The sequence below is a fragment of the Cupriavidus sp. 86D6 genome, assembly GCF_057815095.1.
In genome coordinates, this window is sequence record NZ_JBYPSB010000005.1 from 453,058 (window position 1) to 476,483 (window position 23,426).

Sequence of the window (23,426 nt, forward strand, 5' to 3'; positions counted from 1 at the left end):
AATGAATGAGGGTTAACCTCGGGCGCCATGACTTCCGCTACCGAACGCACTCCGGACCCCAGCCCCCGTCCGCGCGAACGCCGCCAGCGCGTGCAGGCGGCCGAAACCGGCATGGCCGTACTCAAGACGCTGGCCCGCCTGGGCGGGCGCGCCAGCCTGACGGCCATCGCGGGGCAGATCGGCGAAAGCCCGGCCAAGGTGCACCGCTATCTGGTGAGCCTGATGGAGGAAGGATTCGTCGCACAGGAAGCCAACACCCAGCAGTACCACCTGGGCATCGAGGCGCTACAGATCGGACTGGCCGCGATGCGTCAGGCCGACCCGATCCGGCTGTCCGAAGCCTCGCTGGTGCGGCTGCGCGAGCGGCTGGAAGTGACGTGCTTTATCGCGGTGATGGGCAACAAGGGGCCCACCATCGTACGGATCGAGGAGCCGGGCCTGCCGGTGACGGTGAACGTGCGGGTGGGGTCGGTGATGCCGCTGCTGTGGTCAGCCACGGGCCGCGTGTTCCTGGGCATGCTCGACGATTCGAACGTGCAGGCGCTGGCGCGCGCGGAACTCGATGCGCTGACGCCGGGGCAGCGCGCCGACCTGGATGCGAAGAACCCGCTGGGGGCGTTGCGCGACCCGGTGCGGGCGCAAGGCTGCGCGGCGGTGCGCGATACCAACCTCAAAGGTATCAGCGCGGTGGCGGCGCCGGTGCGCGATTACACCGGCCGCGTTTGCGCGGTACTGACCGCGCTGGGCGCCACCGGCGGCTTCGATCCGTCGATCGACGGACCAATCGGCCGCGCGGTGCGCGAGGAAGCCGCGGCCATCAGCGTCTTGCTGGGGTTCGCGGGCTGATCCCGGGGGGGGGGGGCGGCCCGATGCCGCCCGCGTCAGTCCGGCCGCTTCGGAATATCGACCGCGCGCTGCACGGCCGGCCGCGCCACAAAGGCCGCCAGCACCCGCGACACTTCCGGAAAGTCCTGGATGCCGACCAGGTCGCCTGCCTGGTAGAAGCCCAGCAGATTGCGCACCCACGGGAACGTGGCGATGTCGGCAACGGAGTAGTCGTCGCCCATGATCCACTGGCGGCCCTTGAGGCGTTCGTTCAGCACGTTCAGCAGCCGCTTCGATTCGGCCACATAGCGGTCGCGCGGACGCTTGTCCTCGTAGTCCTTGCCCGCGAACTTGTGGAAAAAGCCCACCTGGCCAAACATCGGGCCGATGCCGCCCATCTGCCACATGACCCACTGCAGGGTCTCGTAGCGCAGCGCGGGGTCGGCCGGCATGAACTTGCCGGTCTTGTCGGCCAGGTACACCAGGATCGCGCCCGATTCCCACAGCGCCAGCGGCTGGCCGCCGGGGCCGTTGGGGTCGATGATCGCCGGGATCTTGTTGTTCGGGTTCAACGACAGGAATTCGGGCGAGGTCTGGTCGTGCTTGTCGAAGCGCACCAGGTGCGGCTCGTAGGGCAGGCCGGTTTCTTCCAGCATCAGCGATACCTTGATGCCGTTAGGGGTATTGAGCGAATACAGCTGCAGGCGGTCGGGATGTTGTGCCGGCCATTTGCCGGTGATCGGAAAGTCGGACAGAACGGTCATCGTGATGAGCTTTGTTGTTTTGTGGGCGAAAACGGCCATGGTAATGGCTTTGGCGCAATTTCGCCTGGCAGCAGGTAAATACCCCTGACACCGCGGGGCCACGCCGGACTGTTGCGCTTGCCTGACACGCACTGGCATCGATGCGCCCCGATGACTACTCTCCATTTGGCTGTTCAGTCATCTGGATGGTATCCGCCGCGCACGGGCGGGCCATATCCTCTAGCTTCTTTCAAGGGAGGGCAGCATGAGGACCTTCTTGGGACTCGCTGCCGGCTGCATGCTCGCCGCCGGCTGCACATCGACACCGAAAGCGCCACCGGTATCGGCCTTCAAGGCCGACGACCTCAGTGGCAGACCGAAGCGCGCGGCGCAGGCCTGGGTGGCCGCCGGCAAGGACTGGTCGGCGGACAAGGATCTGGGGACCCTGCTGGCCCTGCCCGAAAACCGCGAAATCAGGGACCTGCTGGCGTCGTCGCAGTGCGCCGAGCCCCCGTCGAAATCTTCCTCGAACGCATCGGCTTCACCCGCCCGGGCCGCCACCGCAGCCGGCACCGCGTTCGTGGCCAGCGGTACGCGGCTCGTGGCAGACCTCTACGCCGACAAGGACCAGGGCAGCCCTGAACAACTGAAGCGCGAAGCGATCGACGCCAGCACTGTCGATGTGAGCATCTCGGCGGCCGGATTCCGTGGGGTCCGCTGCGCGGTGTTCGCACGCTATGCGTTGGCCGATGCGCCGTCGCGCCCCGGGCTGGTGGCCGTGCTGGCCATCGAACAACGGCTGCAGGACGGCAAGTTCACCGACTACTTCCGCTTCCGTCCGCTCTATATCCGGGCTGCGAACACGATTTCGAAGACGGCCGCGGGCAACGGGGGGCAACCGGCGCAGATCGCGGTGTCGTTCGCGCTGGTGACCCGCCAGCTCGTGGTCAATGGCGAAGGCGCGGCAACGTTTGCCGAACTGGGTTCGGCGGCCACCACCGTCGCCCGGGTGCCGCTGGGCGGCGACGGCATGCCATGCATTACGGCGCAATGCAGCGGCATGTCGCCGCCGGTGCCGGTGCCGGTGGCGCGGGGCACCGTGGTCCTGGCGATGGGTGTCAGCGAGGCGGGCGATGTGGGTGCCGAGATCGACCAGATCCGCGTGAAGCGCGAAGCGGTGGCTGCGGCGCGCGTGCCCGGGATGCCAACCCTGACGGCACCGGCCGTGACGCCGCCGGCCCATGGATCGGAGCGCCACCTGTCCCGCTAGTTGCGGCAGTCCAACCCAATCCGGGCCTGTTGTCAGAACGGCAGGCCCAGGTAATAGCGGCCCAGTTCCGACAGCTCGCCATCGGCGCCCAGCAGGCTGGTGAAATGCGGATCGGGGTTCCAGCGGCCCGTGAACCATGCGTAGCGGAAGACATCGGTGCGCTGCTCGCAGGTGGCCACCATGTCGCGCATCTGCGTCTTCTGCTTTTCCAGCGTATCGACCTGCGTGCCGTCGGCATTGCTGTGCCAGTTGGCGAATTCGGTGACCCAGAACGGTTTGCCATACTTGGCCAGGCGGTCGAGTTGCCCGCCCAGGCCATAGTCGTACCAGTGGAAGGCCAGGTAATCGATCTGGGGATTGCGGTTGCCGTTGGCGGCGCGATACGCGTTGTAGAACCCGTCGAGCCAGACCACGGGATCGCTGTAGCCCGGCATGGTGCCCCACGTGATGGCCGGGCCGACCAGCTTGACGCCGGTACGGCCGGCGATGGCCTCGAACTGCGGCCATGCGGCGGCGGCCGCGGCAGGCGACAGGTTGGCCTGGTCCGTCAGGTTCGGCTCGTTGATCAGCAGCAGGTACTTGACCTCCGGGTGGTCCTTCAGCCAGGTTTCCACCGTGGCGGCATCGAAGGCGTAGTCGTTCCAGAGCATTGGCACGAAGTCCATGCCATAGGCGGCGCGCGGGTCGGCGGGTGCCGATGCGCTGGGCCTGGGCGACCAGTTGTACCACCACGATACCCCGGGGGCCAGCGCCGCCAGGTCGGCCTTGCTGGCCAGGTCGTAGGCGATGCCGCGCTTGGCGCTCTTGGTCACGCCGGGCGTGGCGGACGGCGGCGTGGTGGGCGCGGCGGGCGTGCTTGGCGAGAGGTGGCCGCCGGCGCCGCCGGAGCTGCCGTTCGCGGACGCCGGGGTGCCGCCGTCGCCGCCGCCACCGCAGGCGGCCAGCGCGAAAGCCATCAGCAGCGGCGCCATGGCACGGCTGCGTAGGGTGTGCATCAGCATGTGAGTTTCCATGTTCTGGCGTCTGCGCGCTACAGCGATTGCAGGAACGCCGTGATCGCGTCGCGGTCGGCCTTCGGCAGGGCTTCGTAGCGCTTGCGGCTGTCGGTGGCCTCGCCGCCATGCCAGAGCACGGCTTCCGGGATGGTGCGGGCGCGGCCGTCATGCAGCAGGCGCACGCTGGCGTCGCCACCCTGCACGAAGCGCAGCGAGCCAAGGCCCCACAGCGGCGCCGTGCGCCACTGGCTCGGATACGCGCGGCCCTCGGACAGCGTGTCGGCCAGGTCGGGCCCCATGTCGTGCAGCAGCAGGTCGGTGTACGGATGGATGATCTGCTCGCGAAGCTCGGCAAATGGGTGCGTGGCGCCGGTCTTCAACGTTGGCGTATGGCAGGCCGCGCAGCGCACCTGCGCGAACAGGTCGGTGCCGCGCGCGATTTGGGCCGGATCCACATCATGCTCGGGCGACACACGGACGCCGTCGGGGAAGCCGCTGCGCAGCTTGCGCTGGGCCGGCACGGCGATCAGCGACAGGTAGTGCGTCATGCGCTGCAGTTCGTTCTCGCTGACGGACGTCGGCGTGGTGACCGTGTGGCAGTTCGCAGCCCCACGCTGACAGCCGTAGTCGGGGAACACGGGCGACGTCACGCCGAGGTCCTTGATCAGCGCGTCGGCCACCTGCTGGCGGATGCTGCCCTTCGATGCCTTCCAGCCAAAGCGGCCTACGTGGGTCTTGCCCGTCTGCGGATCCACCACGAGGTTGGCCACGCCACGGATGCCGTCGCCATTGGCGTCATCGGGATCGGCCAGGCCCAGGATGGTGGACTCGGGAATGGCCTCCAGCAGCCCCATGCCGATCACCTGCGCGGCCTGGCGCGCCGAGTAGCGTCCCGGAGCCGGGCCCTTGAACGCGAAGACCGGCTTGACCAGTTCCACCTTCTCGCCATCGGGCAACGTGCGCACGGTGGTGTCGAACGACTGCACGGTGACATCGTAGGCGGCCGCCTTGGCATCCTGCGCGTGCTGCTGCACGTTGTGGCCGTAGACTGGGTCGGGGCCGGTGCCGTCGCCGCTGGCGGTCAGGAACGACATCGTATCCAGCTTCGCGCCAAGCGCCAGCGGCTTGCTGCGGCCGTTGTTGGTGTGGCATTCGATGCAGCGCGGCTGGTTGTAGCGCGCGCCGAGCTGGCCGATATGGGCCGCGAACACGGGGTTGTCGCGATCGTGCTCGGAGTGCGTGCCGTCGGCGAACGATGTGTGGAACAGCCGGCGTCCTTCCACGAATCGCTGCGTATTGGTGATGCCGATGTTGTTGGCCATCTGCTGGAAGACCCGCATCGGTTCTTCCGAGTAGTTGTACGACAGGCTGGCCTGGCCGCCCAGCAGGGCGTCGTCGGGCAGCGGTTCGGAATCGAGGTTCGGGGCGATGCCGTACCACGGGCGCATGCCCACGCCAACGATGTAGAGCTGCTCGAACGAGTAGTAGCGGCTGCCGCCGCCATCCACCACCGGGTCGCGCTTGAGCCGCGGCGCCGGGGCCAGTTCGACCTTGTCGCCGATCTTCAGCGGGCTGTGCGGGTCGGTGCGCCAGTTCGAATCGAAGGTCATCATGCAGTCTTCGCGCGGCTGGTTCTCGCGGCAGATCGGCAGGCCGCCTTCCTTCGGATTGTTGAAACCGTAGTTCAGCGACCAGCCATAGTCGCGCACGGTGGGATCGAGCACATTGCGGAACAGGCTGAACGTGGTGCCATCGAAGATGCCCTGGTTCACGCGCAGATAGACCTCGATCAGCTGCTTGCCGGCGGGTACGTGGTCGCGGATTTCCAGGCCGAACGTGCGGTTCTGGAAGTAGAACGTGGGGAAGGTCAGGTAGCGGCCCGGACCCGCGTCCGGGGCGTCCCAGGCTTCGCCGCGCTCGCGCGCGTGGCGCTCGGTCGGGCGCGAGCCCATCATCGTGACCAGCGTGCCGTCGGGCTCCCGGTACTGGATCTGTTCCATGACCGGCGTATCGGCACCGTACAGCGGTTCGTAGAGCGATGGCGTGACAGTCGGCGCAGGCGCCGGACTGCCGTCACCGCCCCCTCCGCCGCACGCAGCGGCCATGAATACGGCGGCCAGCAGCAGTGCCGGCCCACGATGGTGAGCGATTTTTCTCATTGTATTGACCCTTCGTTCTTATCCGAGCCGCGCCGGGCTCCGTTCTCGATTTTTTTATTCCCGGCTTTGGCACGGACATCTGCCATGCGCCGCGAAACGGCCCATTCCCTGTAGCCGCGGCGATTATCGTGAGCCGGTTAAATAGATGTCAATTGTCATTATCTGGCGCACCGGGTGACAAAAATTGCGCCTTGCGGTGACGAGGATCGTCACCGCTTGACGGGACGCCGGATACAGCCGGGTCGATGACCTGTACATGACGGAAACCGGAGGTTTTCTGCCGGTGGACGGCGCTTCCGGTCTTGCAGGGTGCGTGCCGCGTGGGCCAATCTGGTGCAGATTTCGTTGCGCAAAAGCCGCAGACATTGCCACGGCGGCGGCGATGAGAAGGGGCCACTTGCCAGCGGATGGCAGTGGCCGGGGCCAGGCGTCGAGATATCAGGCGCCCAATGCGTTGACGCTCAAAGAGATACGGTAGGCGCGCTGGCCCGATGCAGCAGCACCGGTACCGATTTTGAAGTCGGTGTATTGCAGAGGTCGGCAACGCTATCCAGCGGCACCAGGGGGTTGGTCTCGGGGTAATAGGCCGCCACGCAACCGCGTGGAATGTCGTAGGCAACCAGCCGGAACCCGTCGGCGCGCCGCTCGATATCGTCGTGCCAGACCGTGGTCATGTCGACCCATTCCCCGTCGCGCAGGCCCAGCATCTGCAGGTCCGCCGGATGGATGAACACCACGCGGCGCTGGCCGAAGACGCCGCGGTAGCGGTCGTCCAGCGCGTAGATCGTGGTGTTGTACTGGTCGTGCGAACGCGTGGTCATCAGCGTCATCACGCGTTCGCCGTGGCGGGCGCGGGCCTGGGCGATCGGCGTGTCGGGGGTCAGCGCGTTGACCAGGAACTCGGCTCTGCCGGACGGCGTGTGCCATTGCCGCTCGCGCGCGGGCACATAAAGGTGAAAGCCGCCCGGTACCGCCACGCGGGCGTTGTAGTGCTCGAATCCGTCGACGACCTCGGCGATCTTGTCGCGAATGCGCGCGTAGTCCTGCGCGTACCAGCGCCAGTCAACGGTGGCGCTGCCCAGCGTGGCATGGGCCAGGCCGGCGATGATCGCGGTCTCGGACATCAGGTCTGGCGACGCGGGCGTATTCATCCCGAACGAGATATGCACCTTCGAGACCGAGTCTTCCACCGTTACGCCCTGCGGCACGCCGTCCTGCAGGTCGATCTCGCTGCGGCCAAGCGTGGGCAGGATCAGCGCCTCCTTGCCGTGGACCAGATGGCTGCGGTTGAGCTTCGTCGAGATATGCACGGTCAGGTTGCACGCGCGCAGCGCGTCCCACGTGCGAGCCGTGTCCGGCGTAGCCGCCGCGAAGTTGCCGCCCAGCGCCACGAAGATCTTCACGTCGCCGCGCAGCATGGCTTCGATGCTCTCCACCACGTCGTAGCCATGCTCGCGTGGCGGTGTGAAGCGGAACGCCGCGCCCAGCTTGTCGAGGAAAGCTCCCGTCGGTTGTTCCTCGATGCCGACCGTCCGGTTGCCCTGCACGTTCGAGTGGCCCCGCACGGGACACAGGCCCGCGCCTTCGCGCCCGATATTGCCGCGCAGCATCATGAGGTTGGTCAGCATCTGGATGGTCTGCACCGAATGCTTGTGCTGGGTCAGCCCCATACCCCAGGTGCAGATCACGCGCTGGCCACGCGCGTAGATCGCGGCCAGACCTTCGATGTCCTCGCGCGGCACGCCCGATTCCTGCTCGATGACGGTCCACGATTCGGCACGCAGGTCCGCCGCGAAGGCGTCGAAGCCGTGCGTGTGTTCGCCGATGAACGCGGTGTCAAGCACGCGGGCCGCACCCGTGGCCTGCGCCTCGTCGTCCAGTTCCAGCACGCGCTTGGCCACGCCCTTGATCAGCGCGTAGTCGCCGCCCAGCGTAGGGCGCACGAACACCGAGCAGATCTTCGTGTCGGACATGGTCAGCATTTCCACCGGGCTCTGCGGACTGGTGAATCGTTCCAGCCCACGTTCGCGCAGCGGGTTGATCGACACCAGCGTGGCACCTCGCCGGGCACAGTCGCGCAGTTCGGCCAGCATGCGCGGGTGGTTGGTGGCCGGGTTCTGGCCGAACAGCAGCACGGTGTCGCAGGTCTCGAAATCCTCCAGCGTCACGGTGCCCTTGCCGACACCCACCGTATGGGGCATGCCGCGACTGGTGGCCTCGTGGCACATGTTCGAGCAGTCAGGGAAGTTGTTGGTGCCGACCATGCGCGCGAACAACTGGTACAGGAACGCGGCCTCGTTGCTGGCGCGGCCCGAGGTGTAGAAGGCCGCCTGGTTCGGATCGGGCAGCGCGCGCAGGCGGGTGCCGATCAGCGCGAATGCGTCCTGCCAGGAGATCGCCCGGTACGTGTCCGTCAGGCCGTCGTAGATCACGGGCTCGGTCAGGCGGCCGTGCTGCTCCAGTTCGTAGTCGGTCTGCGCCATCAGGGCCGTCACCGTGTGTTGCGCCAGAAATGCGGCTGTCACGCGCTTGCCGGTGGATTCCGCGGCCACGGCCTTCACGCCGTTTTCGCAGAACTCGAACGTCGAGGCGTGTTCGCGGTCTGGCCAGGCGCAGCCGGGGCAGTCGAAGCCGTCCGCCTTGTTCTGCCGGAACAGCATCGCGTAGTCGCGGCCGGGCACGCGCTCCTTGATCAGGTTGATGGCCACGTACTTCAGCGCACCCCATCCGGCGGCGGCATGGGGATAGGGTTCGATGCGTGGCTTTGTCTTGAAGGCCATGGCGGGGGCTCCTGCCTGAAGGGAATCGATACGTCGGGATGGCCCGAGCGTATCGGCGGCAGGGTGGCGGGCGTTGCCGCTGGCGGCAGGGGTTTCGGTTTTGCACGCCCGGCGATGCGCCATGCAAACCAAAGGATGATGGTGCTCTACAAATTGACTAGCGCGAGGCAACCCACGTACGAATGCGCCGCACGGCGGTGCCGCCTACGATGGATTCACGGGCATGCGACGCAGGCCCTGGCGGGGAACCGGAGAGTTTTCCCCGTCTGCAACGCAAGTCAACCAGGAGTCCATCATGATTCGCAAGCACATCCTTCCCGTTCTCGTGGCATGCGGCGTGGCCGCCGTCAGCGCCCTTGGCACCGGCATGGCCAATGCCGCCGAGACCGGCAGGCACCCGGCCAAGCAGTCGCATCCGCAGTACAACATCGACCAGCCGCGTGACGTCTACACGCAGGGCGCGCGCTTCAATGTGTCGCCGGCCGACCAGGGCCGCTTTATCCAGGTTGGCCAGGACCTGACCGGCGTATCGGCGCCTCCGGGCAACACGCCTGCCTGAGCGCCGGCATGATCGCCAATGTCGAAATCGACGGCCGGGCCGCCAGCGCGGCCGTCGGTGGTGTCACGCTGGCGCTGGCATGGCTGGGCGTCTGTGCCGCCAGTTGCGGCATGGCGCTGGTCACGGCGCTCTGGGCAGGCGTCTGAGGTGCCGCCCAAGCGCCGTTTTTTTACGCTCGATCGGGGTTCAGAGCGCTACGCAACGTTCGCCCAAGGTCCGCCCCAGGGCCGCGATCAGGCCGCTTCCTCGGTCGCCTGCCCGCCATCGGCCATCCGTTGCGGCAGCCGTACCATCATCTTCGCACCGCCTTCGGGCAACGATTCCGCCGCGATGCTACCGCCATGGGATTCCACGATGTTCCGGCAAATGGACAGCCCCATGCCCATGCCGTCCGGCTTGGTCGTGTAGAACGCGTTGAACAGGCGGTCCATGTCCTTGTCGGGAATGCCCGGACCCGTATCGCTGACCACCAGCAGCACCGTATGGTCTGGCATGACGCGGCTGGCCAGCGTGAGCCGGCGCCGGCCGGACACGTGCGACATGGCCTGCGCGGCGTTCACCATCAGGTTCACCAGCACCTGCTGCAGTTGCGTCCAGTCGCCATGAATCCGCACGCCGTCGGCATCCAGGTCCAGGTCGGCCGATACCTGATGGTCCTGCAACTCGCGCCGCACCAGTTCCAGCGAAGCCGTCACCAGGTGGTCGACGCCGATATCCACGTATTTGGGCTCCGACTTCTGCGCCATGGCGCGAATCTGCCGGATGATGTCGTTGGCGCGGCTGGCGTCGCGAATCACTTGTTCGATGGATTCGGTGGCTTCCGCGATCTCGGGCTCGTCGCGCTGCAGCCAGCGCAGTGCCGAGCTGCCGCAGGTGACGATGGCGGCCATCGGCTGCGTCACCTCGTGTGCGATCGACGCGGCCAGCTGGCCCAGCGTGGTCACACGCGACACATGCGCCAGTTCGGTCATGGTCCGATGCAATGCCTGCTGCGTCTCGATGGCGTCGGTGGTATCCATCAGGGCGCCCACGTATTCGTGCTGGTCGCCGGCCGTGGCGCTGCGGCGCGCCACCAGATGCACGTGACGGATCGCGCCACCGGGCAGCAGTAGCCGGTGCCGCAGATCCACGCTCTCCACGCCGCCGAGCATGGCCGCATGCACGCGCTGCACTTCGACCAGATCGTCGGGATGCACGCGGGTGAGCACCATGCCGAAATGCGGTGCCTCGCCCCGCGGGTAGCCGAGGATACGGAACGCCTCGTCCGACCACGTCATCGTGTTGGCCGGCAGCCGCAGCGCGATACTGCCGGTCTTGCTGAGCCGCTGGGCTTCGGCCAGGAATGCTTCGCTGCGCGCCAGGGCGGCTTCGGTACGGCGCCGCCGCGCCATGTCGGCCAGGTTGCGCAGCGCCAGCAGCGTAGTGGTGCCGATGGCCAGCAGGGCAAAGACGAAGCGTGCCAGCTGGCCGTGATCGGGGTCGGGGTTCTGCGAAAACGCAAAGGCCGCCACTGTGAGCACCAGCGCCGTGGCAGCGGTGACCCGGGTGGCGCGGATCGATCCGGTCAGCGCCACCAGCAGGATGACAAGCACATAGACCACCGCGATGGCGAAATCGAGTGGCGTCAGGGCGTCGATCGCGAAGACACACAGGCCCAGCAGGCCTGCCGCGCCCATCAACAGCCGGTTCGTGGTGGTGTTGTACATCCTGTCGCCCGTATTGCTGGTTGTCGGTATGCCCATGCCCACGGCCGGCAGCATGGCCCGACGCTGATATTAGTCCTGAATGACTGGTCGAGGAATCATATGAAGGTATAGGAGATGTCCATGCATTCGTCGCCCTTCGGGAACCTTGGGTGCGTTTTTGCAAGCGGTTGATCTGGGGACAATCCGCGTCAGCGCCGCAGGTGCACAGTCGAGATGGACACCCGCCCGCGCCGCTGGCGCCCGCGAGTGCACAGAATCGGGGCGCATAGCCCTTTGGTATGCCTTACTGGAGCCCATCATGACCCTTACCCAGCTTGACGATCCCGGCCTGGCCGTCACCGAAATCTCGGATCACCTGAACCGGCTGCTGGCCGACGTCTTCGCGCTGTACCTGAAGACCAAGAACTTCCACTGGCACATGTCCGGCCCGCACTTCCGCGACTACCACCTGATGCTGGACGAGCAGGCCACCCAGATCTTCGCGATGACCGACGACGTGGCCGAGCGCGTGCGCAAGCTCGGCGGCACGACGCTGCGCTCGATCGGCGCCATCGCACGACTCCAGCGCGTGCGCGACAACGACGCCGAGGACGTCTCGCCCAAGGCCATGCTGCGCGAGCTGCATGCCGACAACCTCACGCTGGTCCAAGCCATGCTCGATGCCCACGCGGTCTGCGACGACCACGCCGACGTGGCCACGGCCAGCCTGCTCGAAAACTGGATCGACGAAGCGCAGCGCCGCGCGTGGTTCCTGGCAGAGTCGGTCAGGTAACGTCGCCGACGCCCAACGCCAAAGCCCTCTCCGTTGGAGAGGGCTCTTTTTTTTCGAGAGCCGGCGCCGCATGCAGCTCAGACGGCCACCTTGCCGCGGAACACGTGATACTGGTACAGGTTGTAGCCCAGCATGACCGGCAGCAGCACGCCAATGCCGATCAGCATGAATACCAGCGTCCGGTCGTCGGAGGCGGCATCGATCAGCGACAGCCGCCCCGGCACCACGTTCGGGAACAGGCTGACGGCCAGTCCGCCGAACGACACCAGGAACAACAGCATGGCTGCGCGGAACGGAGCGCGGCGGCGGCCGGTCCAGGTCGACCCGGCAATCCAGGAGACCGCCAGTGCGGCCATCACACCCAGCGCCAGCAGCACGGCCAGCACGCCATGCTGGTGCCCGCGGTGGGTGCCGATCAGGCTCAGCCGCAGCGTGGCGCCGGACAGCACCAGCGCACTGACGACGGTGATCGGCAGCGTTGCCAGTGTCCACTTGCGCGCCGAAGCGTCGACCGGATACGACGTCTTCTTGATCAGGTAGGTGGCGCCCAGCAGCGCGTAACCGGCGGCCACGCCCACGGCGGCAACCAGCGTGAACACGGCGTTCCATGCGCCCGGATCCAGCCCGGTGATGATGCGTCCGAGGATCACGCCCTGGGCCACGGCGGCCAGCAGGCTACCGACGCCGAAGACCCGGTCCCAGAACGGGCCGCGATGGGTGGCGTGGCGGAACTCGATGGCCGCGCCGCGCATGATCAGCCCGGCGATCAACGCCATCAGCGGCAGGTACAGCTGGGGCAGCAGCATGGCGTAGGCGGCCGGGAAGGCGCCAAACAGTCCGCCCCCAAGCACCACGAGCCAGGTTTCATTGGCATCCCAGACGTGGATGATCGATTCGACCATCACGTCGCGCCGTTCGCGCTCGGGCTCGAACAGGCTCAGGATGCCGATGCCAAGATCAAAGCCGTCCGTGACGACATAGGCGGCCAGCATCAGGCCCAGGATGCAGAACCAGAGCGATACCAGCAGGGTATGGGCGTTGGTTTCCATGGCGAGTCTCCGGTGGTCAGTAGGTGCTGCGCTCGACGGCCGCCGGCAGGGCCGCCGGGGCGGTTGCCGGGGGGCTGAGCGACAGGTCCGGCCCCTGGCGCAGCCAGCGCGCGGCGAGCCAGGCGAAGGTCACCAGCAGCACTGCGTAGAAGGCGCCGAACATCGCGATGCTGCCGGTGACGTCGGCGGGGGAAATGGCGGTCGAGACCCCTTGCGGGGTGCGCAACAGGCCATAGACCAGCCATGGCTGGCGACCCACCTCACGCACGATCCAGCCGCACTCGACGGCCAGGTACGGCAAAGGAATGGCGACGATCCACGCCAGCAGCAGCGCCCGATGCTGGCTCAGGCTGGCGGGCTGTTGGCGCGTGCGGCGCAGCACCCGTGCCGTCCACAGCGCCAGCGCCACGAACAGCACGCCGATGCCGGCCATCACCCGAAACGCGTAGTAGAGCAGCGGCAGCATCGGGGGCTGGTCGGCGCGCGGAATATCGACCAGGCCCGTGACGGTGCCATGTACCTTGTGCGTCGCCAGCAGGCTCAGCATGCCGGGCACCTCGATGGCCCAGTCATTGCGCTGGGCGGCCTGGTTGGGCCAGGCCAGCAGCGACCACGACGCGGCCGTGCCCGGCGCATTGGTCTGCCAGTGGCCTTCAATGGCGGCGCCCTTGGCGGGTTGCGTCTCGAAGACGTCCACGCCGCTGCCGTCGCCCAGCCATACCTGCAACGGCGCCACGATTACCAGCAGCACCATGGCCAGACGGAACGAGCGTGCGAAGAACGCGGGCTGGCGCCGCTTCAGCAGGTACCAGGCCGAGATGCCGGCCACCACCACCAGCCCGGTTTCCAGCGCGGCCGTCCACATGTGGCTGATGCCCCAGAGCGCATCGGGATTGAAGATCGCGCGCAGGTAATCGGTGACGACGATCTTGCCGTCCTTCACCGCCACGCCGGCTGGGGTCTGCATCCACGAATTGGCCACCATGATCCAGAAGGCCGACAGCGACGAGCCCAGCGCCACCATGCCAGTGGCAAACAGGTGCACGCCGCGCGGCACACGCTCCCAGCCGAACATCATGATGCCGACAAAGCCGGCTTCGAGCATGAAGGCCATGGCGCCCTCGAAGCCGAGGATGTTGCCGAAGAACTGCCCGGTGAACTGCGAGAACGCGCTCCAGTTGGTGCCGAATTCGAACTCCATCGGGATGCCGCTGACCACGCCGACGGCAAAGTTCAGCAGCAGCAGCTTGCTCCAGAACCGCGCGTGGCGATACCACGCCACGTCGTTGGTGCGAATCCAGAGCACTTCGACGATGAACAGGAAGGCCGACAGGCTGATGGTCAGGATCGGCCAGAGGATATGAAAGATCGCGGTGAAGGCGAACTGCAGCCGAGACAGGTCGGTGACGTCGTGCATGGCGCGTTACCTGGCGTTCGACCGGTAGGCGATGGTGGGTTGCGCGTCGTCCAGCGCGGGCGCAAGGGCCACGCCGGCGCTGTCCATGGCGGAGGCCAGGATCATCGCGTCGGCGTTGAGCGCGGGCGGACGCGAACGCTGCGGGCGAAACACCAGGTCGCTCTTGTCGATGGGCTGGCCGGACAACGCGCAGACGCCGCTGTCGCGGGCCGGGCCGATGGTCCATACCTGCGCCCCGTAGCGGCAGTGCGTGGCGTCGCGCCAGCTCACGACGGCCATGGCACTGCTGAGCCGTTCGATGATGCTGACGATGGGGGCATGGGCGCGCAGTGCGTTGTCCTCGGCGGTGTAGGTCAGGGACGCCAGCGTCTGGCGCTTCGGATCCAGCAGCGCGATGGTGCGCAGCCACGTGTCGCAGGCGCTGTCGCGCACGTCCACCAGATCGCGGGTGTCGACGGATGCGGGGTACAGGGTTTCAGCCATGGGAGCTCCCGGAAGTAGAGGTGACCTTGACGCGCCAGCAGTGCGGCGTGTCGCCGACGAATCGCTTGAAGACGGTGGTGAAATGGGCTTGCGACCGGAATCCGCAGCGCATGGCCACTTCCAGCACGCTGCCGTCGCCGCCGCGCAGCAGGTCCTGTGCGTGTTCGATACGGCGGCGCACCAGGTATTCGTGCGGGCGCATGCCCGTGGTACGCCGGAACTGGGCGGCAAAGTACATGCGCGTGAGCCCGGTGCTGCGCGCGATATCAGCCAGCCCGATGGGCGCGGACAGGTTCGCGTCCATGAACGCGATGGCGCGGCGCAGACGCCACTGGGGCAGCGTGGTCACCGCACGCGTGTTCGACGCAATGCGCTGGAAATGATTGGCCACCACGCGCGCCACGATGGCCAGGGCCACGCTGTCGGCAAAGATGCGGCCCAGGCCCGGGTCCTGCGAATGCGCCACGGCCAGGGCCTGGCCAAGGCGTTCCAGTGCCGGGTCGGCATGGAAGAACGGATCTTCGAGCCGCAATTCGCCGTCGTGGTCGTGGCCGAACTGGTCGGCATAGCAGGCCGCCAGCACCGATTGGGGTACGAACAGATGAAGCACGTCAGTGGCTGAAGCGTACACGGCGCTGGTGGCGGTGCCCGGCGCGGTCACGTGGACCGCACCGGCACCCAGTCGTCCGTCAAACACCGGCATGCCGCCGCACAGGAAGCGGATCGAGCTGGACCGCAGGTTGATGGCGATGCAGTGCCGGGTGGGGTCGCCTGCGTGCGACACCGTGTCAGGCGGCTCGCCGTCGCAAGTCCAGCGCGACACCACGATGGCGTCACGGTGGCCGGGCGTGACCACCGCCTCGGGGGCGTGTCGCCAGCGGGTTTCTCGCTGGACGAAGCCGGGCGCCTGCGCGGCGGCCACGCGAAGCTGGGGCGCTGCCCTGGCAGGTGCGGCGCCAGAGGCGTCAGGGGCGTTGAGGACGATGGTTGCTACATCTTTCATGGTGGGGCTCCGGGATGCGGTATCGGTGCGGCGGCGGGCGTTCAACCGGCGTACTGGAGGTACGCGACGGCAATCAAAATCAGGTTCAGCACGGCGAGGACGATCCAGCCGTACATCAGCAACAGGCTTTCCTGGTCGGACATGACGGCGCTCACAAGTGGTGGTGCGACAGCACGGCGTGCGCTGCGGCGTGAACTGGCTCGATGGCCTGTTGCCACATGCCGTAAACCACGGCGCCAGCCACGCCGACCGTAGCGAAGGCGAGGGTGATGGCGATGATCGGCATCCAGAGCTTCTGAAGTGTCATGGTGCGGCTCCCGTGGAAGCAGTCGGTGGTTGACTGGAATGCTAGGAGCCGGGTACGGATGCCCACAATTGCCGCGTAGGTGGTGCGGTGTTAAACGAAGGTATAGGCCGCGCCAACGCAATGCACCGGAAAGGGGCGAAATCGCGCGGATAGCGGCGGTCCCGCCACCCGGTAGTGCCATCCCGAAATAACTTGGCGTTGGCAACCACGGCCTTGCGCGCCAGCGGCCATCATTCCCGGCATCAACCATCGGAGTGAGGCCGTGATGCATGCCGCGACCGGATGGCGGCACCTGCCCGTGGCTGCCGCCGTGCTGACTACCCTGGCGCTGACGGGCTGCGCCGCGTTCGACCACAGCCGCCCCACGCAGACGCCGGCGGTGGTTACCGGCATCGCGCAGAGTCTGCCCGCCCAGCATGGCCAGTGGCCGCCGCAGGACTGGATCGACCGCTTTGGCGACCTCCAGCTTGGCGCACTGGCCCGCGAGGCCGTTGCCGGCAGTCCGACGCTGCAGGCCGCGCGGGCGCGCGTGGAGGCAGCCCGCGCCGTGGCCGAGGGCGCGCGCAGCGGCCTGTATCCCGACATCGATATCCGCGGCGGTGTGTCGCGCCAGCGCATTTCCGAGACCGACCTGCTGGGCGCCACGCCGCTGTCGGGCCGCTGGATCAACCAGGTGCAGCTGTCCAGCGGCCTGACGTATGACCTGGACTTCTGGGGCCGGCACCGTAGCGCGCTGCGGGCCGCGATCTCCGGCGTGCGCGAAGCCGAAGCCGAAGGCCAGGCTGCGCAGTTGCTGCTGACCACGGGCGTGGCACGCGTCTACGCGCGGCTGGCCACGCTTTACGTGCTGCGCGACATCACCACGCAAACGATTGCCCAGCGCCGCGAACTGTCCGCGCTGGGCAAGGCCCGGCTGGTGGCTGGCCTCGATACCCAGGTGGGCATCACGCTGCAGGACGCCGACCTGGCCAGTGCCGAGGCGGATCTGACGCATATCGACGACACCATCACCGTGACGCGCCACCAGATTGCCGCGCTGCTGGGCAAGGGCCCCGACCGCGGACTGGCGATCACCCGGCCGGTGCTGCTGAACGGCTCGGGTGGTCATCCGCCGGCCGGATTGCCCGACGACGCGCGCATCGGGCTGCTGTCGCGCCGCCCGGACCTGGTGGCCGCGCGCTGGCGCGTGGAGGCTGCCTCCAAGGACATCGACGTGGCGCGTGCGGAATTCCTGCCCGACGTCACGTTGTCCGCCATGGCCGGCCTGACCACGATCACGCCGTCCGATTTCCTGCTTGGTGCTAGCCGGGCCTTTGCCTTTGGCCCGTCGCTGCGGCTGCCGGTGTTCGAAGGGGGCCGCCTGCGCGCCAACCTGCACGCGCGCTACGCCGACTACGACGCAGCCGTGGCCGACTACAACCAGACGCTGGCCGATGCATTGCGCGAGACGGCCGATGCCGTCGGCAGCCTGCAAGCCGTGGCCGCCGAAACTGCGCAGCGGCAGCGGGCACAGGCGCTGGCCGAGCGTGCCTATGCGCTGGCTTCCGGCCGCTGGCAGGCCGGCCTGGCCAACCAGCTGGCCGTCCTGACGGCGCAGGACAGCGTCCTGGCGCAGCAACGCCAGGTGGCCCAGCTCCAGGGGCAGCAACTCGATCTCCAGTTTCAGCTGGTCTGGACGCTGGGCGGCGGCTACGTCGGGCAGTTGCCGGAACATGCCGCAACCCAGTCCGCCGCATCACCCAATCCCACCACGACCTCACCATGAACACACCCGCCCCGCCCGCTGCTCCCGCCGCGCCCGCACCGTCGGCCGAAATGCGCCCCGTACCGCGCCGCCGCCTGATCACCGTGGCCGCCCTGATCGCCGTGGCGGGCATTGGCGCCGGCGCGTACTGGTGGACCATCGCCCGGCACTTCGCGTCCACCGATGACGCCTATGTGTCCGGCAACGTGGTGCAGGTGACGTCGCTGGTGCCGGGCACGGTCGTATCGATCGCGGCAGACGACACCCAGCGCGTGACGATGGGCCAGCCGCTGGTGGGGCTGGACCCCACCGACAGCGAGGTGGCGCTGCAGCAGGCGGCCGCGCAACTGGCCGAAACGGTGCGCCAGGTGCGCACGCTTTATGTCGGCAACGGCACGCTGCAGGCGAACATCGCGCAGCGCCAGGCCACCGTGGAGAACGCCCGTGACGATCTACGCAGGCGCATGTCGGTCGACGGGACCGGCGCCGTATCGAAAGAGGATGTCGACCACGCCCGGTCAACGCTCAAGGAAGCGCACGCGGCGTTGCGTGCCGCGCAGGAACAGCTGGCATCGAACCTGGCCCTGACGCACAACACCAGCATCGCGCAGCATCCCGACGTGGCGCGCGCCGCCGCAAGCTATCGCGCCGCCTACCTGGCCCACGCGCGTTCGACACTGCCGGCGCCAGTCACCGGCTTCGTGGCGCGCCGCGCGGTGCAGGTGGGCCTGCGCGTGGCGCCCGGTGTGCCGCTGATGGGCGTGGTGCCGCTGGACCAGGTCTGGGTGGACGCGAACTTCAAGGAAAACCAGATGAAGGACATGCGCGTGGGCCAGCCGGTGTCGCTGGTGGCCGATTTCTACGGCGCCCAGGTGCGCTACGACGGCAAGGTGGCCGGCTTTGCGGCCGGCACGGGCGCTGCGTTCTCGGTGCTTCCCGCGCAGAACGCCACTGGCAACTGGATCAAGGTGGTGCAGCGGCTGCCGGTGCGGATCACGCTCGATCCCGCCCAGCTGGCGGCGCATCCGCTGCGCATCGGCCTGTCGATGCAGGTGACCGTGGATGTTCACCAGCACGACGGCGCCAGCCTCAACACGCTGCCGACCGTGACGCCGCTGTCCACGGACGTCTACGCACTGGTGGGTCGCGACGCCGACGCGAACATCGCGAAGATCATCGCGGCCAACGAGCGTTGAGCGCGCGGTGGATGCTGCGCCGCGCTCCCGCAAGCGGGAGGGAGGAGGCCGCAAACGGTCATGGGGAACTCACCGCAGCCACCGCTGCCAGAGCGCAAAGCCGGCCACCAGCAGGCAGCCGGGCGCCACGATGGCCAGCAGGTTGGCGCCGGCCAGCAACACCGCCTGCTGGTCGATCTGTTGCGACAGGCCGATCAGTGCGGCGCCATGCGGCAGCGGTGCGATGCCGAACCGGTCGACGCGTGCCACCAGGTGCGTGCGCGCCAGCGCCTCGCCGTACTGCAGGCATTGGGCGGCGGTGCCCGTGCCGGCGGCCGATGCCACCTGGCGCACGATGTTCTTGAACTGGTAGGTGTGCGAGAAATCGTCGAGCGGTGTGTCCAGGAACGTCAACTTGGCCACGACGATCAGGCTGAACGGCAGCGCCGCGCTCTGCAGCAGCAGTGCCGGCACCACGCGGCCCAGCGACAGGTCCGTCATCAGGCGCGTGGCCAGCATCCACGCCGCGCCGGCCAGCAAGACATAGCCCAGCGCCAGCCAGCGTCGCGACCCCGGCAGGCGCGCGCCATACAGCACGAACACGATGGCTGCCACCACGCCCGCCGTGGCGGTCAGCGTCGTTACCATGCCGGTGGTCTCGAACGAGAAGCCCAGGCCGAGCTGCAGCACGATCGGGATCAGGTAGTTCCAGAGCCCGGCCACGAACGAGTAGGTGGCGTAGAAGCCCAGGCCGGTCAGATAGCGTTTCCCGCCCAGCCGGCGCGTATTCAGCCACGGGTCGGGATGCCGGTGCAGCCGGAGGAAGGCCAGCGTCATCAGGGCGGCACCCGCCAGCGGGCGGACCATCACGATGGGCGTGCTGGCTGCGGTGTAGAGCCGCAGATCGGCCAGGCCATGCACCAGCACCAGTGCCCCCAGACCCAGCAGCAGCACGGTGTACCAGTCCATCGCGGCAAGGGTGTCGATGTCAGGCGAGCGGGGCGGGGTGACGCGGTGCGGATAGGTGACCGACACCAGCAACAGCGTGGCGGCGGCGCCGATGGCCTGCACCACGAAGATCAGGCGCCAGCTGGCATCAAGGATCAGCGTGGCGGTGATCCACGGCGCCGCGGCCAGCATGCCGATGGCGCCCAGCACGAACGGCCACAGCAGGCGAGGGCGCTCCTGCGGGGCGGCGATCATCTGGATCAGCGTGCGCGCGGCAGCGAACAGGCCGCCCGCACCAAGCCCCTGCACGGCCAGCGCCACCGAGAGCTGCACGATGTTGTTCGATGCCGCGCACAGCAGGGCGCCCGCGATGGCCACCAGCAGGCCCAGCATCGTGAAGCCCCGGTAGCTGACCAGGTCCGCGATGCGCCGCAGCATCAGGTTGGCGACGATGGCGGCCGCGGCATAGGACGTAAAGCACCAGAGAAAGTCGTCGGGCGTGGCGTAGACGCCGGCGCGGATCTGCACCGCGCCGGTGGCCAGCATCGACGTGGCCACGAAGTCGACCCCCGTGGCGCACCCCAGGGCCAGCCCCATCAGCAGCACACCGCCGCGCGTGACGCGCGGCAGGGCGCCTAACGCGACGGATGGCATGCCGCCTTGCCGTCGTGGCACCTGGCCGGGGTCTGGGGCGCGGTCTTGGCCCCGGCCTTGGCGGCCGGCAGCACGCTGTAGTCGTAGCGGTCGGCGGCAAACGGGCTGGTGGCCGGATCGGTGGCGTGGGCGGCCACGGCGCCCAGCAGACAGGTGGCGGCAAGGATGGCTCGAACCAGAATCGGACGCATGTCGGTTCTCCGGTTGGTGCGGCGATGGATCAGCGGTTCAGGAAGGCCAGCAGGTCGGCGTTGACCTCGTCGGCTCGCGTGACGCACATGCCGTGCGGAGCGCCGGCGTACACCTTGAGGGTCGCGCCCTTGACGATGCTGGCCGACAGGCGGCCGGCATCGTCGATCGGCACGATCTGGTCGTCGTCGCCATGCAGGACCAGCGTGGGCACGTCGATCTTCTTCAGGTCTTCGGTGTAGTCCACCTCCGAGAACTCCTTCACGCACAGGTATTGGCCCAGCACGCCGCCGGCCATGCCCTGCTGCCAGAAGTTGTCGATGGTGCCCTGCGCCACCTTGGCGCCCGGACGGTTGAAGCCGAAGAAAGGCAGCGCCAGGTCCTTGTAGAACTGCGAGCGGTTGTCGGCCACTCCCTGGCGGATGCCGTCGAAGACTTCCATCGGCAGGCCGCCGGGATTGGCCTCGGTCTTGAGCATGATCGGCGGCACGGCGCCGATCAGCACCGCCCCGGCCACGCGCTTCGAGCCATGCCGGCCGATGTAGTGCGCCACTTCGCCTCCGCCGGTGGAATGGCCAACCAGCGTGGCGCCCTGGATGTCGAGGGCGTCGAGCACGGCGGCCAGGTCGTCGGCATAGGTGTCCATGTCGTTGCCGTGCGCGGGCTGGTCCGAGCGGCCGTGGCCGCGACGGTCGTGGGCAATCACGCGAAAGCCGTGCTGCACCAGGAACAGCATCTGGGCGTCCCAGGCGTCGGCATGCAGCGGCCAGCCGTGCGAGAAGACCACGGGGCGGCCGGTGCCCCAGTCCTTGTAGAAGATGCGGGTCCCGTCCTGGGTGGTGATGTAGCTCATGTCGGTCTTCCTGAGGAGAGAGTGAGGCTTGAGGCTACCGCCGGCGCGGGGCGGACCGTTCCGCGTGATCGGCGCTGCTTTCGCATATGCACGTCCGGGCGCCGGATTCGGCGCAGACCGTCCGGCGCGGGCTTTCAAAGGGCTTGCAGCGGGCTTTCGGAGGGTGCTGGCAGGGCTGGCCGAACGTCCGGGCGCCGTGTCGCGGCGGGCCGACGCCTATACGAAGGCATAGTGTTGGCCATCGATGCGGGCCGCTACCATTGCGCCATAAGATTGTTGTGAGGTACCGGCCTTGGCCAAGAAACTGGTTGTCGCCATCATTGACGACGACGAATCCATTCGCGCGGCGACTTCCCGGCTGGTCCGTTCGCTGGGTTGGGAGGCGCGCACTTACGCATCGGCTCAGGTCTTTCTGGAGGCTGCCGGGGCGGCCGAGGCGCATTGCATCCTGTCCGATGTCCAGATGCCAAAGATCAGCGGGCTGGAGATGCTGCGCACCCTGAACGCGCAGGGCAGCCAGGTTCCGGTAATATTCATCACCGCGTTCTGCACCGATGCCATCCGCCGCGAAGCCTTGCGTGCCGGCGCGCAGGCATGTCTGTGCAAACCTGTCGATGGCGCGGCCGTCCAGCGATTCCTGGAAGATGTGGCGTCCGGCGCGCTTGCGCCGCGCCCCGAGACCGCGCCCGGAACGAAAGTGAATCCATGAATACAGCGATCCCGTCCGGAGAAGGGGTGTCGGTGGTCTACGTGGTGGACGACGACGAGTCCATGCGCCGTGCGGTGTCGATGCTGCTGCGCTCGGTCGGCTACCAGGTCGAGACCTTCGCCTCGGCCACCGATTTCCTCGCGGCGCCCCGGCCAGATATCCCCAGCTGCCTGATCCTCGACGTCCGGCTGAAGGGCCAGAGCGGCCTGGCGGTGCAGGAACAGTTCGCCGCCAGCAAGATGCCAATCCCGATCATCTTCATGACGGCCCACGGCGACATCGCCATGTCGGTCAAGGCCATGAAGGCCGGCGCAATGGATTTCCTGGCCAAACCGTTCCGCGACCAGGACATGCTGGACGCCGTCGAAAGCGCCCTGACGCGCGACGCCGCCCGACGCCAGACCGACACGCGCGACGCCGGCCTGCGCCAACGCTACGACGAACTGACCCCCCGCGAAAAAGAGGTCATGGCCTACGTGGTACGCGGCCTGCTGAACAAGCAGATTGCCGCCGAACTGACGCTCAGCGAAATCACCATCAAGATCCACCGCGCCCAGGCCATGAAGAAAATGGGCGCCCGCTCGCTGGCCGACTTCGTGCTCAAGGCCGAGGCGCTAGGCATCATCGATTCGGCGCGGAACGGGGTATAGGCAGATGCTCTGTGCGCCAGGCGATGCGCTTAGCGCACCATTCGCTCCTGTCGAACATCGGTAATCCACGATCTTTCGAGAAAACTGGCGATCATTTGCGATACGCCAGATGGGGTGGTTTTTTCTGTTTTGCGAAGAGACGAACACGGGTAGCGTGCGACGCACAGTAACGTGCGTTGCAACGATCCCATGTCAGCAAACGAATTCGAGGCCGAGCGTCCCGGCCCGGCAGGGCTTTTGATCGGCCTTTGCGTCTGTTGTCCAGTATTGCGCAGTGTGTGGCGGAGCCGGCGGCCATGAAGTCGACCGCCGTACCCAACAAGCCGCCGCCCCCACTGAAACCCCTCCGCTTCACCTTTCCCCTGCGAAAAAAGGCTGCAAAGGAAGGCGCGCCCGGCGTCGAGGTCACCGACGAGCACGAGTTCCACCGCCTGCT

General features: G+C 67.5%; 22 protein-coding genes. 9 read left to right on the forward strand and 13 right to left on the reverse strand.

Features of this window, described 5'->3' with window-relative positions:
* Positions 1-27 precede the first annotated feature (27 nt).
* Positions 28-846 carry an IclR family transcriptional regulator gene (locus AC3G88_RS15445; protein WP_488771894.1) on the forward strand — a complete coding sequence of 273 codons (819 nt, stop codon included), beginning with the start codon at positions 28-30 and terminating at the stop codon, positions 844-846.
* A 35-nt stretch (positions 847-881) separates the two neighbouring features.
* On the opposite strand, the gene AC3G88_RS15450 is transcribed toward AC3G88_RS15445, so the two are convergent.
* Entirely contained in the window at positions 882-1,589 is a 708-nt protein-coding gene (locus AC3G88_RS15450) for a glutathione S-transferase N-terminal domain-containing protein (RefSeq protein ID WP_488771893.1), read from the reverse strand.
* Positions 1,590-1,833: 244 nt separating this feature from the next.
* On the opposite strand from AC3G88_RS15450, the gene AC3G88_RS15455 reads away from it, so the two are divergent.
* Entirely contained in the window at positions 1,834-2,838 is a 1,005-nt protein-coding gene (locus AC3G88_RS15455; RefSeq protein ID WP_488893469.1) for a hypothetical protein, read from the forward strand.
* Between the two features lie 32 nt (positions 2,839-2,870).
* Here the strand turns inward: AC3G88_RS15455 and AC3G88_RS15460 are convergent, their stop codons facing one another.
* The 3 genes from AC3G88_RS15460 to AC3G88_RS15470 all read right to left on the reverse strand — a co-directional run bounded on the left by AC3G88_RS15460 (position 2,871) and on the right by AC3G88_RS15470 (position 8,772).
* Complete coding sequence (locus tag AC3G88_RS15460) at positions 2,871-3,839, reverse strand: glycosyl hydrolase (protein ID WP_488771891.1); 969 nt, start codon at positions 3,837-3,839, stop codon at positions 2,871-2,873.
* A gap of 29 nt (positions 3,840-3,868) precedes the next feature.
* Complete coding sequence (locus AC3G88_RS15465; protein WP_488771890.1) at positions 3,869-5,992, reverse strand: di-heme oxidoreductase family protein; 2,124 nt, start codon at positions 5,990-5,992, stop codon at positions 3,869-3,871.
* A 461-nt stretch (positions 5,993-6,453) separates the two neighbouring features.
* Positions 6,454-8,772, reverse strand: coding sequence for an FdhF/YdeP family oxidoreductase (locus AC3G88_RS15470; RefSeq protein WP_488771889.1), 2,319 nt, complete (start codon positions 8,770-8,772; stop codon positions 6,454-6,456).
* Positions 8,773-9,067: 295 nt separating this feature from the next.
* Here AC3G88_RS15470 and AC3G88_RS15475 point away from each other — a divergent pair, with 295 nt between their 5' ends.
* Both AC3G88_RS15475 and AC3G88_RS15480 read left to right on the forward strand, forming a co-directional pair.
* Complete coding sequence (locus AC3G88_RS15475) at positions 9,068-9,331, forward strand: hypothetical protein (RefSeq protein WP_488771888.1); 264 nt, start codon at positions 9,068-9,070, stop codon at positions 9,329-9,331.
* A gap of 8 nt (positions 9,332-9,339) precedes the next feature.
* Positions 9,340-9,477 (forward strand): hypothetical protein, encoded by a 138-nt coding sequence (locus AC3G88_RS15480; protein WP_488771887.1) that lies wholly within the window; start codon positions 9,340-9,342, stop codon positions 9,475-9,477.
* Between the two features lie 87 nt (positions 9,478-9,564).
* On the opposite strand, the gene AC3G88_RS15485 is transcribed toward AC3G88_RS15480, so the two are convergent.
* Positions 9,565-11,091: a sensor histidine kinase gene (locus AC3G88_RS15485; protein ID WP_488771886.1), complete on the reverse strand. Its 1,527-nt coding sequence runs from the start codon at positions 11,089-11,091 to the stop codon at positions 9,565-9,567.
* Positions 11,092-11,335: 244 nt separating this feature from the next.
* Between AC3G88_RS15485 and AC3G88_RS15490 the strand changes: the two genes are divergently transcribed.
* On the forward strand, positions 11,336-11,809 hold the full coding sequence (locus tag AC3G88_RS15490) for a Dps family protein (RefSeq protein ID WP_488771885.1): 474 nt from the start codon (positions 11,336-11,338) through the stop codon (positions 11,807-11,809).
* 77 nt (positions 11,810-11,886) lie between these two features.
* Here AC3G88_RS15490 and AC3G88_RS15495 read toward each other — a convergent pair whose 3' ends face one another.
* The 5 genes from AC3G88_RS15495 to AC3G88_RS15515 form a co-directional block, all read right to left on the reverse strand.
* Positions 11,887-12,858 carry a cytochrome d ubiquinol oxidase subunit II gene (locus AC3G88_RS15495; RefSeq protein WP_488893470.1) on the reverse strand — a complete coding sequence of 324 codons (972 nt, stop codon included), beginning with the start codon at positions 12,856-12,858 and terminating at the stop codon, positions 11,887-11,889.
* Between the two features lie 16 nt (positions 12,859-12,874).
* Positions 12,875-14,275 (reverse strand): cytochrome ubiquinol oxidase subunit I, encoded by a 1,401-nt coding sequence (locus AC3G88_RS15500; RefSeq protein ID WP_488771883.1) that lies wholly within the window; start codon positions 14,273-14,275, stop codon positions 12,875-12,877.
* Positions 14,276-14,281: 6 nt separating this feature from the next.
* Complete coding sequence (locus AC3G88_RS15505; protein ID WP_488771882.1) at positions 14,282-14,758, reverse strand: DUF3331 domain-containing protein; 477 nt, start codon at positions 14,756-14,758, stop codon at positions 14,282-14,284.
* The gene (locus AC3G88_RS15510) at positions 14,751-15,761 is read right to left on the reverse strand and encodes a helix-turn-helix transcriptional regulator (protein ID WP_488771881.1); all 1,011 of its coding nucleotides are present in this window, start codon (positions 15,759-15,761) and stop codon (positions 14,751-14,753) included. Before AC3G88_RS15510 ends, AC3G88_RS15505 begins: the two co-directional genes overlap by 8 nt.
* A 151-nt stretch (positions 15,762-15,912) precedes the next feature.
* A complete protein-coding gene (locus AC3G88_RS15515; protein WP_488771880.1) occupies positions 15,913-16,068 on the reverse strand; it encodes a hypothetical protein in 156 nt (51 codons plus the stop codon).
* A 265-nt stretch (positions 16,069-16,333) separates the two neighbouring features.
* Between AC3G88_RS15515 and AC3G88_RS15520 the strand changes: the two genes are divergently transcribed.
* Complete coding sequence (locus AC3G88_RS15520) at positions 16,334-17,833, forward strand: efflux transporter outer membrane subunit (RefSeq protein WP_488771879.1); 1,500 nt, start codon at positions 16,334-16,336, stop codon at positions 17,831-17,833.
* Entirely contained in the window at positions 17,830-19,008 is a 1,179-nt protein-coding gene (locus AC3G88_RS15525; protein WP_488771877.1) for an EmrA/EmrK family multidrug efflux transporter periplasmic adaptor subunit, read from the forward strand. Before AC3G88_RS15520 ends, AC3G88_RS15525 begins: the two co-directional genes overlap by 4 nt.
* A gap of 69 nt (positions 19,009-19,077) precedes the next feature.
* On the opposite strand, the gene AC3G88_RS15530 is transcribed toward AC3G88_RS15525, so the two are convergent.
* Genes AC3G88_RS15530 through AC3G88_RS15540 form a run of 3 tightly spaced genes read right to left on the reverse strand, consistent with a single transcriptional unit; the run spans position 19,078 to position 21,631 of the window.
* Positions 19,078-20,589, reverse strand: coding sequence for an MFS transporter (locus AC3G88_RS15530; RefSeq protein WP_488771876.1), 1,512 nt, complete (start codon positions 20,587-20,589; stop codon positions 19,078-19,080).
* Positions 20,571-20,780, reverse strand: coding sequence for a hypothetical protein (locus tag AC3G88_RS15535; protein WP_488771875.1), 210 nt, complete (start codon positions 20,778-20,780; stop codon positions 20,571-20,573). The genes AC3G88_RS15530 and AC3G88_RS15535 overlap by 19 nt, the downstream gene beginning before the upstream one ends.
* Positions 20,781-20,809: 29 nt before the next feature.
* Entirely contained in the window at positions 20,810-21,631 is an 822-nt protein-coding gene (locus tag AC3G88_RS15540) for an alpha/beta fold hydrolase (protein WP_488771874.1), read from the reverse strand.
* 292 nt (positions 21,632-21,923) lie between these two features.
* On the opposite strand from AC3G88_RS15540, the gene AC3G88_RS15545 reads away from it, so the two are divergent.
* Both AC3G88_RS15545 and AC3G88_RS15550 read left to right on the forward strand, forming a co-directional pair.
* Positions 21,924-22,340, forward strand: a complete 417-nt coding sequence (locus AC3G88_RS15545) for a response regulator transcription factor (RefSeq protein ID WP_488893471.1) — start codon at positions 21,924-21,926, stop codon at positions 22,338-22,340.
* Complete coding sequence (locus tag AC3G88_RS15550) at positions 22,337-22,990, forward strand: response regulator transcription factor (protein WP_153946069.1); 654 nt, start codon at positions 22,337-22,339, stop codon at positions 22,988-22,990. Before AC3G88_RS15545 ends, AC3G88_RS15550 begins: the two co-directional genes overlap by 4 nt.
* Positions 22,991-23,426: the final 436 nt, after the last annotated feature.